This is a genomic window from Marinobacterium sedimentorum (genome assembly GCF_024267675.1).
GTDB lineage: Bacteria > Pseudomonadota > Gammaproteobacteria > Pseudomonadales > Balneatricaceae > Marinobacterium_A > Marinobacterium_A sedimentorum.
Genome location: NZ_JALDYX010000006.1, coordinates 103,953 through 117,423 on the forward strand (window position 1 = coordinate 103,953; position 13,471 = coordinate 117,423).

The window sequence follows — 13,471 nt, forward strand, 5'->3', positions numbered from 1 at the left end:
GGGAGCTGAGATGGGATTCAGTATCGAACAGTTGCAGGCCTTTGTGGCCACGGCCCAGGAAGGCTCCTTCTCGGCGGCGGCGCGACATCTGCGCAAGGCGCAGTCGGTGGTCAGCGTGGCCGTTAACCACCTGGAGATCGACTGCGGCGTGACGCTGTTCGATCGCAGTGCCCGCAGCCCGGTACTGACGCCCCAGGGGCAGGCACTGCTGGCCGATGCCGAGGCCATTCTGCACCGCTGTAACGAGATGCGCAGCAGTGCAGCGGCCCTGAGTCAGGGGCTTGAATCCCGCCTGACGCTGGCGGTGGACGCGGCCATTCCCCTTGAATCCCTGGTACAGACGCTCAAAGGGTTCGAGCAGAGATTCCCCCATCTGGAGCTGGAGCTGCTGAACCCCACCAGCAGCGATGTGGCGGAACTGGTTAGCAGCGGGCGGGTCGATCTGGGCGTGATGTTCGAGCAGGAGTTTTATCCCCGCGGCTTTCATTTCAAGGGTATCGGTCATGTGGACGTCATAGCCCTGGCCGGCCCCACCCATCCATTGGCGGCGCTGGAGTGCGTGCGCCTGGCGGACCTGGAGCAGTATCGCCAGCTCATGGCGACCACAAGGTCGATGCACTTCAGCCGCCAGCCCGAGCTTCGGGGCGGGCGCAACTGGCGGGTGGAAAGCCAGTACGGCATTCTGGCGCTGGTGCGAGAAGGCTTTGGCTGGGCCTATCTGCCGCGCCATTTTGTGCACAAAGCGCTGGAGCGACAGGAGGTCCGGCAGTTGCCGCTGGCGTTTCAGCAGGTGGATATCCAGACCGGGGTGGATCTGATCTGGAGCAGTGATCGGGCACCGGGTCAGGCCTTTCGCTGGCTGATTGATTCTATCACCAGTGCCGGCGCCAGTACTCCGATCCGAGCGCCGCGCTAGGAGCCTGCCTTTACTGCTGCCGGACATGATCCGGCAGTAGCCGATTTGGCGCTACCACCAGCCGCGGCGTTTGAACTGAATCATCATGCCCAGCACGATCAGGATCATCAGACCCCACACCAGGAAATAGCCCCAGCCCCACCTGAGCTCCGGCATGTTTGCGAAGTTCATCCCGTAGACACCGACAATAAAGGTCAGTGGGATGAATATGGTGGCGATGATGGTCAGTACTTTCATGATTTCGTTCATGCGGTTGCTGACCGTCGACAAACAGGTGTCGTGCAGACTGCCCAGAATGTCCCGGTACCCCTCCACCATATCGATCGACTGGATGATATGGTCATACAGGTCGCGCAGGAATAACCGGGTCTGAGGCGTTATCAGGGGCGAGTCGATCTTGTCGAGGTAACTGACTTCTTCGCGTAGCGGCCAGACGGCCTTGCGCACGCGTATAGCTTCACGCTTGAGGCGGTGAATCTCCTGCATGTGCTGCGCCTGAGGCGAGTCCAGGATGGCCTCGTCGAGTATCTCGATATAATCGCCGAACTGTTCCAGTGCGGTAAAATAGTGGTCAACCATCGCATCAGCCAGTGCATAACAGAGGTAGTCCGCGCCCAGGCCCCGCATGCGACCCTTTCCCTGGCGCAAACGCTCTCGCACCGTATCAAACATGTCCTGGGAATCTTCCAGGAAGGTCAGGACATAGCCATGACCGAGAATCAGGCTGGCGTGTTCGGTTTCGATGGTGTTGTTGACAGTGTCATACTGCAATAGCTTCAGCGCCATGAATATATAGTCATCGAAATCCTCAGCCTTGGGTCGCTGGGTCGTATTGACGATGTCTTCCAGTGTTAGCGGGTGCAGTCCGAAGGTCTCGCCAAGTTCTATGATCATTTCGACGTCGTGGATCCCGCTGATGTTGATCCAGGTGACGCTGTCAAATGCCTTTAGCCGTGCGCATTCCTCCAGACTTGTTTCAAAATACTCATCCAGCCGCTGTTTGTCGTAGTCCATCACGTGGATGCGAACTTCGTCCACCTTGCGCTCACCGACAAAGACCGGTGTGCCCGGCGACAGGCCTGGCTGCTTGGTTCTCTTGTTGATCGGGGCCTCTGCGACCGCAAGTTTGATCATGGTCATGGCACTGCTGTCCTTTCAAAGCCATCGGCTCGATGATAATGCCTGCCTGGCGGTACTGCATTCAAGTCAATCCGGGAAATGGGCCCGCGAGCGCCATGTGACTGCAACACTACAGGCGCTGACATCAAGGTGCCTCAGGCTGAGGTTCAGCCTCCCGGAGCGGGCCATCTGTGCCAGACTTGTCGGTAATGCCCTGTATCCTGGCTGTCGGGCAGGTCAATTCATTCTGTCCGGCAGCAACGGTGAATTCTGATGAAGGCAATCTACGACCTGATCGTTCGCTATGGCACCTTTTTACTGGTGTTATTGCTCACCACCCTGGTTGCGGTCACAAGTGCATTCGACACCGAACGAGCCTTTTGGCTGCTGATGCTGGTACCGCTTTCCCTGCTGGGTGTGTGGGACGTCGTGCAGTCCCGGCATACCCTGCTGCGCAATTATCCTCTGGTGGCCCATACGCGCTGGGTTTTCGAAGCTGTCCGCCCCTATGTGCGTCAGTATATCGGCGAAAGCGACCTGAGCGGGCGACCCTACAATCGCGAACAGCGCTCACTGGTCTATGAGCGTGCCAAGGATACGGTGGATTCCCAGCCCTTCGGCACCGTTTTCGATGTGTATGACAATCAGTACGAACTGATGACCCACTCCATCGCGGCGCGGAAGATTGAGGATACCGATTTTCGCATTTGTATCGGCGGTCCGCAGTGCCGCAAGCCCTATGATGCCTCATTGCTGAATATTTCGGCGATGAGCTTTGGCGCGCTGGGTGGCAAGGCGATCGAGGCGCTCAACAAGGGCGCGCGCAGCGGCGGCTTTTATCAGGATACCGGCGAGGGGGGCGTCAGTCCCTACCATCGCCTCCACGGTGGCGATCTGGTGTGGGAAATCGGCACCGGCTATTTCGGCTGTCGTGACAACGATGGCGGCTTCGATGCCGAGCTGTTTTCCCGGGAAGCGCAGCGCGAGCAGGTGAAAATGATCGAGATCAAGCTGAGCCAGGGCGCCAAGCCCGGCCACGGCGGCGTCTTGCCGGGGGAAAAGGTGACCGCGGAAATCGCCCGTGCCCGACGGGTGCCCGTGGGCGTTGAGTGTGTCTCGCCGGCATTCCACAGCGCGTTTTCCACGCCGCTGGAGCTGCTTGAGTTCGTGTCGCTGCTGCGCGAGCTTTCAGGCGGAAAACCCGTGGGCATCAAGCTCTGTATCGGCCATCCCTGGGAGCTGTTTGCTATCTGCAAGGCGATGCTCAAAACCGGTGTTCTGGTGGACTTTATCGTGGTCGACGGCGCTGAAGGTGGCACGGGCGCGGCGCCGGAAGAGTTTTCCGATCACATGGGCATGCCCCTGCACGAGGGCCTTGTTATGACCCGCAATGCGCTGGTCGGCACCGGGCTGCGAAGTGATATCAGGATCGCTGCCAGCGGCAAGGTATACAGCGCGTTTTCGATAGCCCGCAATCTGGCGCTGGGCGCCGACTGGTGCAATGCCGCCCGGGCTTTCATGTTTACCCTGGGGTGCGTGATGTCGAAGAAGTGCCATACCGACAAGTGCCCCACTGGTGTTGCTACCCAGGATCCACACCGGCAGCGCGGGCTGGTGGTGGAGGACAAGTATCTGCGGGTCGCCAACTATCACCGCAATACGCTGACGCGCCTTGGTGAACTGGTCGGGGCTGCTGGACTGGAGCACCCGAGGTTTCTGCGCCCGCACCATCTTCATCACCGCACCGGGCCCAATACGATTGCGACGATGGACAAAATCAAGGACTTTCTGGAGCACCGGATTCTGCTGGATGACCCCGAGTCGACGCCCTATGCACACTGGTGGGCTGCCGCGACGCCCGACAGTTTTCAGCCATTGCAATCGACCGGGCCTGAAGCTGAAACCTGAATGTCGGCAGGCCTAGCAGCCTGTCGGACTTAACACTGGTCTACTGTGGAAAAGCCGAATTTGGTCATTTTTCGAGCTCTTTTTTGTTAAATAGAACCACTATTTGCCTCAAAAGAACTCAAAAACTAACTCAAATCGGTCTTTCCCTCGTTACGACCGGCCAAGCCCGACAGGCTGCTACCGGCTTGTTACTCACCCTGTTACCGGGGGGTACCCGGATGCACCAGGGCGCCCAGTCCCGCCGTAGTCAGCGCCTGCAGCAGCAGGGCCCGAATGCTGGTGGCCTGTTCCTGCGCCAGTGCCAGGCTGAGCAGTTCCTGGCCCTGATCGCGGCTGAAGGAGCGGATCACCCATTTGATGCGCGGCAGGTCCCCCGAACTCAGGCTCAGACTTTCAACCCCGAGTCCCAATAGCAGCAGTGCCACGGCTGGGTCGCCTGCCGCCTCGCCGCAGACACAAACCGGCTTGCCATGCCGTCTGGCGGCGTCTGTCACCTGAATCAGCGCCCGTATGACCGCAGGATGCAGCGCATCAAACCAGCGCGCCACGCGTTCGTTGTTGCGATCCACCGCCAGCAGATACTGGGTCAGGTCATTGGTGCCCACACAGAGAAACTCCACCCGCCGGGCCAGCTCCTGGGCCTGATAGACCGCGGCGGGTACCTCGATCATGACCCCCAGCGGTGGCACCATTATATCGTCCTGCTGGTTCTGTAACTCATGGCAGGCGCCGTTGATCAGTACTATGGCCTCATCCAGATCCTCGACGCGGCTGATCATCGGCAGCAGCAGACGCAGGTTGCCCAGGCCTGCGTTGGCCTTGAGCATGGCGCGAATCTGCGTCAGAAAGATATCGGGGTTGTCCAGCGAGATGCGAATGCCACGCCAGCCCAGATAGGGATTGGCTTCCTGTACCGGGAAGTAGGTCAGCGCCTTGTCGCCGCCTATATCCAGGGTGCGCAGCGTCACCGGGCGGGGGTGAAAGGCTTCCAGTACCTGGCGGTAGAGCAGGTACTGTTCGTCTTCGGTGGGGAAGCTGTTGCGCACCATAAAGGGAAACTCGGTGCGATAGAGTCCGATACCCTCAGATCCCCGGGACAGAGAATGGCTCAGGTCCGACAATAGCCCTGCGTTGGTATAGAGCGGCATGCGGACGCCATCCAGGGTTTCGGCGGGCAGGTCCCGCAGGCTCTGCAGTTCCTCAGACAGCTTTTGCTCCTGACGCTGCACGCGCCTGAAGTCCTTCTGCAGGGATTCGCCGGGGTTCAGGTAAAGTCGTCCCTGGTAGCCGTCCACGATCAGGCTTGTGCCATCGAGCTCCCCAAGCGCGACGTCACCGGTGATGCCCATGATGGCGGGTACCTCCATGGAGCGGGCCAGAATAGCCAGGTGCGAGAGGCTCGAGCCGTGGCCTGATACTACGCCGGCCAGACGTTCGGCCGGTACGGCGGCCAGATCCACCGGGCTCAGATGCTCGCCAATTAGAATAGTGTGGGGCGGGTAGTCGGTGTTGCCGGTAGCGTCACCCGGTAGCAGTCTGGCCAGCAGGCGGTGGCCGATATCACGGATATCGTGGGCACGCTCGCGCAGATAAGGGTCGTCCATGGCTTCAAACAGGCGCACATGTTCCAGGATGCTTTCACGCAGCGCTCCGGGTGCCCAGTTGCCGTGACGAATGCGGTTCACAGTGGCGTCGAACAACTCCTGGCTGCGGGCAATCAGCGCATAGGCGCGAAACAGCGCCCGGTCTTCTGCGCTGAGACCGGGTTCAAGGCGTTCGGCCAGCAGCTCAAAATCCGCCGCCACGCCATCGACAGCTGCCTGCAAGGCCGCGATTTCGGCCTCGCTGTCTTCAACCGTGCGATCCGGTACCTGGTCCAGGTCCACCGTTGAAAACACCAGCACGCCGGTTCCCATGGCGATGCCGGGCGCACCGGCACCGCCTTCGTACTGGCTTGGGCTCTGGCTCTGTGCAGGGGCGCTGCCCTGCAACGCGCTCTGACTGAGGGAGAGCGCGATGGTGCCGGCCAGCTGTGTAGCCAGGGTGGCGAGAAACGCCTGTTCGGATTTTTTGAAGCGGCTCTGTGCAAGCTGCTGTGCGACCAGCACGCCCAGCAGTTGCTGGCGGTGAATAATGGGCACGCCAAGAAAGCCGTGGTAAGCCTCCTCATCGGTGCCCTGCAGACGGCAAAAACGCGGATGTGCCGGCGCATTGCGCACATTTACAGCTTCCCGCCGTTCGGCGACCCAGCCCACGAGGCCGGTGCTCTGTCTGAGGTGCAACTTGCCCGCACCCTGGGCGTTCAGCCCTTCGCTGGCCATGAGCACATAATGACTGTGGGCCTGATCGCTCAGGTACACCGCGCAGGCATCGGTGTGCAGGGTATTGCGAACGCCTGAGACGATGGCCTGCAACGCCGACTCCAGCGAGTCCGCCTGGCTGACCTGCTGGATGATCTGGTGCAGTTCGGTGAGTTTCTTCAGGGCACCAGCGCTTTTGCGTGCAGGTACCCGGGAGGCGGGAGATCCGATTGCCGGGCTACGGTCGCTGTCTGCGCCAGCGTTAGGGGTGTTTTGCGGTGGAGTCTTGTTCGACATGATTGCTCCTTCTGGAGAATCAGGAGCCCGGCGCAACCACACAGATACAACACAGGTGCGGCTCATCTGGCCAGGTTACTGTATGGCAATCACTTTATAGGGCCTGCGGGGTCTTGTCATTGTTGGCTAGGCGCCATCTAATAAAACGACCATTACCGCTCTGGCCACTGATGCGCAGTGGCCGTTACGGCAGGGCCCGTTACAGCAGTGACAGTTGATCTCCGGCCTGGGGCGGTACGCTGAACAGGTCTGTGCGCAGGGCAGACCTGCGATCGGCGCGCAGGCCGAACTTGTTGCAGGCCAGTCGAAAACGCTGGGCGATCATCTCGGCGAACAGGCCTTGGCCGCGCATCCTGGTGCCAAAGCGGCTGTCGTAAGCGGCGCCGTTTCTGCTTTGCTGGATAAGGCTCATGACGTGCTCGGCGCGCTCAGGATAATGGCAGTCGAGCCATTCCCGGAACAGGTCTGCCACCTCCAGTGGCAGGCGAATGAAAACGTAGCCCGCGGAGCCTGCGCCGGCCTTTGCGCTGGCCTCGAGCATGGCTTCCAGTTCCCGGTCATTGATCATGGGTATCAGCGGCGCCAGCAGTACCCCGACCGGCACGCCGGCGCCGGTCAGTGCGCCTATGGCACTGAGTCGGGTCTGGGGGCCGGCGGCACGGGGTTCCAGCGTTCGCTTGAGCTGTGGGTCCAGCGTTGTCATGCTGACCATCACCGAACAGAGTCCCTGTTCGGCCATGGGGCCAAGGATATCCAGGTCGCGGCTGATCAGCGCACCCTTGGTGATGATGGTAAAGGGGTGGCGAAAGCGCGCCAGCACTTCCAGCAGGCCGCGGGTTATGCGCCTGTGCTGTTCCAGCGGCTGGTAGGGGTCGGTATTGGCACCCAGGGTAATGGGCCTGCAGCGGTAGTTCCTGGCCCGCAGCTCCAGCTCCAGCCGTTCGGCCGCGCCTTCTTTGACAATAATGTGCGTTTCAAAGTCGAGTCCGGGTGACAGGTCCCAGTAGGCGTGGCTCGGGCGCGCGAAACAGTAGATACAGCCATGCTCACAGCCGCGGTAGGGGTTGATGGACTGCTCGAAAGGCACGTCCGGTGACTGATTGCGGCTGATGATGGTCTTCGGCCGTTCGTTGATCTGGACAGTAGCGATGCGCACCGGCATTTCGCCATCCTCGACAGGGTCTATGTCGCTGTGGCTTGGCGCGAAGCGGTTGGCGGGATTGGAGAGGGCGCCGCGGCCCTTGAGCGGATTGGACATTGCGGAATGCTGCTGCAAATGAATACTGTTTAAATATACAGTATTTTGTCGGGGAGGCGAATCCCTGTTGCGCAGTTCAGCAGGACACAGGGGGGCATAGGTGGGCATAGGGGTAAGGCGCAGACCGGCATGCCATTCAAGGCGCTCGGCCCGGGGGCCGGATTACGCAGTGCTGAGCTCCGGCAGCAGGCGGTCATACTCGAGCTTGACCACCGCATAGCACTCGCAGGCCCTGGCCTCCAGCCCGGCCCTGTCCAGAACGGTGATGTGGCCGCGCTGGTAGCGGATCAGACCGGCTTCCTGCAGTTTTCCGGCGGCCTCGGTGACGCCTTCGCGGCGTACCCCGAGCATGTTGGCGATCAGCTCCTGCGTCATCAGCAGTTCGTCCGACGACAGCCGGTCGCGGCTCAGCAGCAGCCAGCGGCAGAGTTGCTGGTCAAGCGAGTGATGCCGGTTGCACACCGCCGTCTGCGCCATCTGGGTCAGCAGTGCCTGGGTGTAGCGCAGCAGCAGATGCTGCAGTCCGATCGAATTATTGAATACCTGCTTCAGCAGTTGTCCCGGCAGCCGGTAGGCGTGGCCGGCGCTCTGCACGACAGCGCGGTTGGGCATGGTTTCGCCGCCCATGAACAGGGCGATGCCGATGATGCCCTCGTTGCCGACCACGGCGACTTCGGCCGAAGCGCCATCAAGCATGACGTAGAGCAGGGAAACGATGGAGTCGGTCGGGAAATACACGTGGCGCAACTCGTGGCCGGACTCGTAGAGCACGTGACCGAGCGGCAAAGGGACCCTTTCCAGCTGTGGGCTGAAGCGGGCATATTCATCCGCCGACAGGGCTGCGAGCAGATGATTATTGAGTGGATCATCAAGGGGAAGCATGGCCGATCTCCTGTTCCGGTCTTACATCACGCTCACAGTCCTCTGGCTGACAGGACCTTTTCGATGCTTGACGTACCATTGTTAGTATAGTAAGCCTGGCCTGGCCTGGCCTGGCCAGGCCAGGCCAGGCCACCGATTGTGGCCGCAGTGGCCGAGGCAATACGCACTATGAGCGTTAGCGTACAGAACTTTTCTTCCAACCGCGACATGATGGAGTCAAGGATCGGCGTTGGAATTGGAAACTGCCCTGGTAACGGGGTTGTGGAAGCCTTAACGGCCTGTCCGGTACAGCCACTGAGAGAGGTCATTCCATGAAAACGCTACAGAATATCGCACGTTGCGCCCTGGTCGCAGCTATGTTGCTCGGTCTGGCGGCTTGTTCCGGCATGTCGCAGCGGGACTCCAATACCGCCGTAGGTGCCGGAGTCGGCGCCGTCGGCGGTGCCGTACTGACCGGTGGCAGCGCCGTAGGTACCGTGGGTGGTGCCGCAGTTGGCGGCATCATCGGTCACGAAATCGATCCCAACTAGGGTTAGTTCATTTAGGTTTGCCGCGCCCGCCGCTTTGAGCGGGCGCGGCTTTTTTACGTCGGCGCCGCAAGAGCGCCTCAGGCACAAAAAAAACCGGCTCCCTGTTAAAGGGCGCCGGTTTTTTGGGTCTTGCCGGGTGCTAAGGAAATCTATCTGCTCGGTCATGGCGTCAGGCAGCCATTGCCCGCGGCCTCTTGGCGCTGGCGGGGCTCCTTATCACCGGCAGGTTTCACTGGCCCTAGTTTACCGGCGCCGGCTCAGGCCCATGACCAGTGAAATGACAAAGAGCACGATAAAAATCAGAAACAGGATTTTGGCAATTTCGACGGCGCCGGCTGCGATACCGGTGAATCCCAGTATCCCGGCGACAAGGGCGACAATGAAAAATACCACGGCATAGTACAGCATCTGCTTTTATCTCCTCTGTTGCGTTCAGCGGGCCGGGATGCAAACCGGAGCCATGCTGCCGTTACTTGATTCGCATGTCGTTTTTGACCGATGTTACGCCCTCGACGTGGCGGGCCAACTCGACCGTCTTGTTGATATCGGCCTGTGAGCTGACGAAACCGCTCAGTTGCACCACGCCCTTGAAGGTCTCGACGTTGATCTCGGCGGATTTCAGTGTGGGTTCATTGAAGATTGCCGCCTTGACTTTGGAGGTCATGACAGTGTCGTCGATATACTCGCCGGTTCCTTCCTGCCGGGCGGTGGATGCGCAGCCTACGAGCAGGGCCAATATGGCAACCATGAAAAAGGCGGGAAAACGTTTCAGTAATGGCATGATCTGGTACTCCGGATAGTCAGGGGTCAGTCTGGTCAGCTTTCGACAGCTGGGCGAGCAGCAGGTACAGACGTACGCGCCCTCGTCATCCTGATGGTCGTTTAATCCGGCGTCGGCGTCTGTGCGCAAACGCACATTGCGTCACTTCGTTGCCGCCCGGCCACTGAACATGGCGGCCATCACCGCCGCCTGCCCCGCAACGCAGGGCGGTGATCAACGTCGAGGTCGAAGTCGAAGTGCGATCAGGACGCTTGCATGATCAGGCTGTAAAGCGAATTGTCGCTACAAAAACAGCTGCAGGCTGACGCCTCCAGACCGGCGCGGTCGAGAATCCTGATATCTCCGCGGCGGTAGCGGATCAGTTTGCGTTTTTGCAGCGTGCTGGCGGCCTTGGTGATGCCGACACGACGTACGCCCAGAATCAGGGCCAGGAATTCGTGGGTGACATGAAAACGGTCCGACTGTGCCCGATCCTGTGCCATCAGCAGCCAGCGGGCAAGACGGGCCTCCAGCAGATGAAAGCGGTTGCAGGCCGCAGTCTGCGCCAGCTGGCCCATCATTACATAGAGGTAGCGTTTCAGCAGTCTGCGCCAGGCGAAGCTGAGTTCGAGTTCGCGGCAAAACTGCGCGGTCTCCATGCGCAGCGCCTGGCCCGGCCCCAGTACGCTGGCATGCAGAGACGACAGATTCAGGCCCAGTATCAGCGAGATGCCCAGCATCCCTTCCTCCCCGATCAGCATCACCCCCAGGCGGGTGGCCCCGTTCATTGTTGTCGTCAGGGAAATGAAGCTTTGCGTCGGAAAGTAGACATAAAGCAGGGGCGTGCCAGGTTTAGCCAGAACCTCGTCGAAGTTCAGCGTGACTTGCTCGCAATTAGCGAGAAAACGCTGTCGTTCAGTGTCAGGCAAACCCGCGATCAGTCGGTTGACGGCAGGCACAGGTTTCGTAATCGGCACAATGGTTTTCCTGGTGAGGGAAATTCTGTAAGCGGTATCGGCTGCGGTCTATATGTCACGCCGATATGGCCCCTTGACGCTGATGCATCCACTGCAGCTTGAAACTAAAGCGGTAGCCTGTCTGGGCGCTAGCGCACATAGGGCTCCGGCATTTGGCCGCTATGAGCGTTAGCGCACAGAAGCCTCTCCTGAAAGTGGGCGATGATAGTCATGACGATAGACCCGGACGCTCGGATCGAACGGTCATGCACACGGTATCGGGGCATTGAATCCCTGTTCGGTGGCCATCATCGTTGCGCGGGCGCAACGGCTCGTCGGAACGACTGCGATGCCGGCCTCCAGGGCTTGCACCCTCTTCACGTTAGGCAGGAGACTTGTCATGAAATTGATGTATGGATTCGGTTCGGGGCTGGCGCTGCTGACGGTGCTGACGCTGGGCGGCTGTGAAAACATGAACAACCCGTCCAGCAATTCCGATTACGGCACATCCGACCACAGATCCGATTACGGCCGATCTGATTACGGCCGATCCGACTACAGATCTTCCGACAACAGGTCATCCGATTACGGCAACGGCAATCAGACTATCTATTCGGGGTACGGTGTCGTGCAGTCCATTGAGCTCGTGCGACAGGAGAGCAGTGGCAACGGTGGTGTGGGTATAGGCACCATCGCCGGCGCCGTTGTCGGGGGTGTGGTCGGAAGCCAGGTGGGGTCCGGCCACGGCAGCACAGCGGCGTCGATCATCGGTGCGGCCGGCGGTGCCTATATTGGCCATGAACTGGAAAACCGGCAACAAACGCAGACCGCCGATGTATACAGCGTCCGCGTGCGCATGGAGAACGGTTCCACTCAAACGCTGCTGCTGAGCAACAACCCCGACCTGCGCGTGGGTGACCGGGTCAGAATCAGCAATGGCATGATGGAACGTTACTGACAGGGCGGGTGGCCGGCATGAAGTTGCCCGCAAGGGTTCGCAGGTCAGCTGTCGTACACCGAATCAACCGGAGGCATGGATCATGAAAGGGCTCAAGACCCTCGGCACGCTGCTGTTCACGGCAGCGCTGCTGGCAGCATTGTCTGGCTGCGAGAAGGAAGGACCGGCGGAACATGCCGGCAAGGAGATCGACAAGGCGATGCAGGACGCCGGCGATCAGCTTGAACAGACCGGCGAAGATATCAAGGAGGCGGCCAAATAGCATGACTGACGGGTGCCTGGCCACTGGCCAGCCACGGGGCTGTTGTCATGGGTGATCGACTGAAGAGTCTTATTCATTGCATCCGGGAGCGGCTGTGGGAACTGCCATTCAATATCGCTGTGTTCGAGGCCTACGTGGGCGGCCGCTGGTATACCTTCGATGCCACGCAGCCAGCGTTAAGAGGCGGGTATGTGGTGCTTGGCTACGGGCGGGATGCCGCCGATGTCGCGGTCTTCAATCAATTCGGCCCCGCCTCTTTTGCCACGGCGCAGGCGGTGCGGGTCGAACGCCTCCATGACTGATCCTGAGCAGGAATCAGGAAATCTTCAATCATTTGCCGACGAGGATCGCCTGCTTGCTTTTCAACATCCAACATCGCACCCGCTATAACTATTCTCAACCCGTGCGGCTGAGCCCGCAACAGCTCCGCTTTTACCCGCGCTGCGACGGCTCGCAGCGCGTCGTCGCTCATCAGCTCAACATCAGTCCCGCACCGCACGGGCAGAATGAACATCTCGACCTGGAAGGCAATCGCGTTACTCAAGTCTGGTTTGAGGGCGAAACCCAGCATTTCGAGATCGAGGTCGACATGCAGGTCGAAACACTGCGCAAAAATGCTTTCGATTTCAAGTTGGCGCCGGAATCAATGCTATTGCCGATCGACCACGAGCAAGATGCGATCTGCGCCAGGGCCTACCTTGATCGCAGTCGCGCGGACGACGCGGTGACCGCCTTTGCGGCGGAACTCAGCCTGGGTGTCAACCGTGATACCTTGCGATTTCTCGATCGCCTCAATCGGCAGTTATACGATGAATTTACCCAGATCCGTCGTCACTCAGGCGCGCCGCAGGCACCGGCGTTCACCTTGCGGAGCCGGCGCGGCGCCTGTCGCGATCTGGCGGTCCTGTTTGTCGACTGCTGTCGGGCCGAGGGCATAGCGGCGCGTTTTGCCAGTGGCTATCAGAAAGGCAACCTGCAGCGCGATCGTCGGGATCTGCATGCCTGGCCGGAGGTGTATCTGCCGGGTGCCGGTTGGCGCGGATTCGACCCGACCCATGGTTATGCGGTCGCCGATACGCATGTGACCATCGCGGCGGCGGCGCGCGCACGCGATACCCTGCCCGTCAGTGGTATTTTTGTCGGTGGGGGCGCGAGAAGCGTGCTCGACTTCGCGGTGCAGATCCAGGTCTCGGACCCATAAGCGGTGATTCCGCCGGGTGCACCAGCATTGAGCTTATGACCCTGGGATTCCAGCAGGCTGAACTATATGGGTAATCAGGAAACATTTTCAGCGTCACTGGTCATTTTAATCACCGATATCATGG

Annotated in this window: 14 protein-coding genes; 7 read left to right on the forward strand and 7 right to left on the reverse strand. The window is 60.1% G+C overall.

Annotation, left to right across the window (positions count from 1 at the left end; all coding sequences use genetic code 11):
- Window positions 1-10 precede the first annotated feature (10 nt).
- Window positions 11-916: a LysR family transcriptional regulator gene (locus MRS74_RS07840; RefSeq protein WP_254579722.1), complete on the forward strand. Its 906-nt coding sequence runs from the start codon at window positions 11-13 to the stop codon at window positions 914-916.
- A gap of 51 nt (window positions 917-967) precedes the next feature.
- Here the strand turns inward: MRS74_RS07840 and corA are convergent, their stop codons facing one another.
- Window positions 968-2,056 carry a magnesium/cobalt transporter CorA gene (corA, locus tag MRS74_RS07845; protein ID WP_254579723.1) on the reverse strand — a complete coding sequence of 363 codons (1,089 nt, stop codon included), beginning with the start codon at window positions 2,054-2,056 and terminating at the stop codon, window positions 968-970.
- 252 nt (window positions 2,057-2,308) lie between these two features.
- On the opposite strand from corA, the gene MRS74_RS07850 reads away from it, so the two are divergent.
- The gene (locus MRS74_RS07850; protein ID WP_254579724.1) at window positions 2,309-3,943 is read left to right on the forward strand and encodes an FMN-binding glutamate synthase family protein; all 1,635 of its coding nucleotides are present in this window, start codon (window positions 2,309-2,311) and stop codon (window positions 3,941-3,943) included.
- Window positions 3,944-4,143: 200 nt separating this feature from the next.
- Here MRS74_RS07850 and ptsP read toward each other — a convergent pair whose 3' ends face one another.
- The 3 genes from ptsP to MRS74_RS07865 form a co-directional block, all read right to left on the reverse strand.
- The gene (gene ptsP / locus MRS74_RS07855; RefSeq protein WP_254579725.1) at window positions 4,144-6,540 is read right to left on the reverse strand and encodes a phosphoenolpyruvate--protein phosphotransferase; all 2,397 of its coding nucleotides are present in this window, start codon (window positions 6,538-6,540) and stop codon (window positions 4,144-4,146) included.
- Between the two features lie 199 nt (window positions 6,541-6,739).
- A complete protein-coding gene (locus tag MRS74_RS07860) occupies window positions 6,740-7,798 on the reverse strand; it encodes a PA0069 family radical SAM protein (RefSeq protein ID WP_254579726.1) in 1,059 nt (352 codons plus the stop codon).
- A gap of 162 nt (window positions 7,799-7,960) precedes the next feature.
- Window positions 7,961-8,680, reverse strand: a complete 720-nt coding sequence (locus tag MRS74_RS07865; protein WP_254579727.1) for a Crp/Fnr family transcriptional regulator — start codon at window positions 8,678-8,680, stop codon at window positions 7,961-7,963.
- Between the two features lie 311 nt (window positions 8,681-8,991).
- Between MRS74_RS07865 and MRS74_RS07870 the strand changes: the two genes are divergently transcribed.
- Entirely contained in the window at window positions 8,992-9,210 is a 219-nt protein-coding gene (locus MRS74_RS07870) for a YMGG-like glycine zipper-containing protein (protein WP_254579728.1), read from the forward strand.
- A gap of 243 nt (window positions 9,211-9,453) precedes the next feature.
- Here the strand turns inward: MRS74_RS07870 and MRS74_RS07875 are convergent, their stop codons facing one another.
- From MRS74_RS07875 to MRS74_RS07885, 3 genes are all read right to left on the reverse strand, one after another.
- Window positions 9,454-9,618 carry a DUF1328 domain-containing protein gene (locus MRS74_RS07875; protein ID WP_254579729.1) on the reverse strand — a complete coding sequence of 55 codons (165 nt, stop codon included), beginning with the start codon at window positions 9,616-9,618 and terminating at the stop codon, window positions 9,454-9,456.
- Window positions 9,619-9,679: 61 nt separating this feature from the next.
- Window positions 9,680-9,991 (reverse strand): BON domain-containing protein, encoded by a 312-nt coding sequence (locus MRS74_RS07880; protein WP_254579730.1) that lies wholly within the window; start codon window positions 9,989-9,991, stop codon window positions 9,680-9,682.
- A 242-nt stretch (window positions 9,992-10,233) separates the two neighbouring features.
- Window positions 10,234-10,947, reverse strand: a complete 714-nt coding sequence (locus MRS74_RS07885; protein WP_254579731.1) for a Crp/Fnr family transcriptional regulator — start codon at window positions 10,945-10,947, stop codon at window positions 10,234-10,236.
- Between the two features lie 379 nt (window positions 10,948-11,326).
- Between MRS74_RS07885 and MRS74_RS07890 the strand changes: the two genes are divergently transcribed.
- From MRS74_RS07890 to MRS74_RS07905, 4 genes are all read left to right on the forward strand, one after another.
- Window positions 11,327-11,884, forward strand: coding sequence for an outer membrane lipoprotein (locus tag MRS74_RS07890; RefSeq protein WP_254579732.1), 558 nt, complete (start codon window positions 11,327-11,329; stop codon window positions 11,882-11,884).
- 82 nt (window positions 11,885-11,966) lie between these two features.
- Window positions 11,967-12,146, forward strand: coding sequence for a hypothetical protein (locus MRS74_RS07895; RefSeq protein ID WP_254579733.1), 180 nt, complete (start codon window positions 11,967-11,969; stop codon window positions 12,144-12,146).
- Between the two features lie 47 nt (window positions 12,147-12,193).
- Window positions 12,194-12,448 carry a hypothetical protein gene (locus MRS74_RS07900; RefSeq protein ID WP_254579734.1) on the forward strand — a complete coding sequence of 85 codons (255 nt, stop codon included), beginning with the start codon at window positions 12,194-12,196 and terminating at the stop codon, window positions 12,446-12,448.
- A gap of 53 nt (window positions 12,449-12,501) precedes the next feature.
- Window positions 12,502-13,347 carry a transglutaminase family protein gene (locus MRS74_RS07905; RefSeq protein WP_254579735.1) on the forward strand — a complete coding sequence of 282 codons (846 nt, stop codon included), beginning with the start codon at window positions 12,502-12,504 and terminating at the stop codon, window positions 13,345-13,347.
- Window positions 13,348-13,471 lie beyond the last annotated feature (124 nt).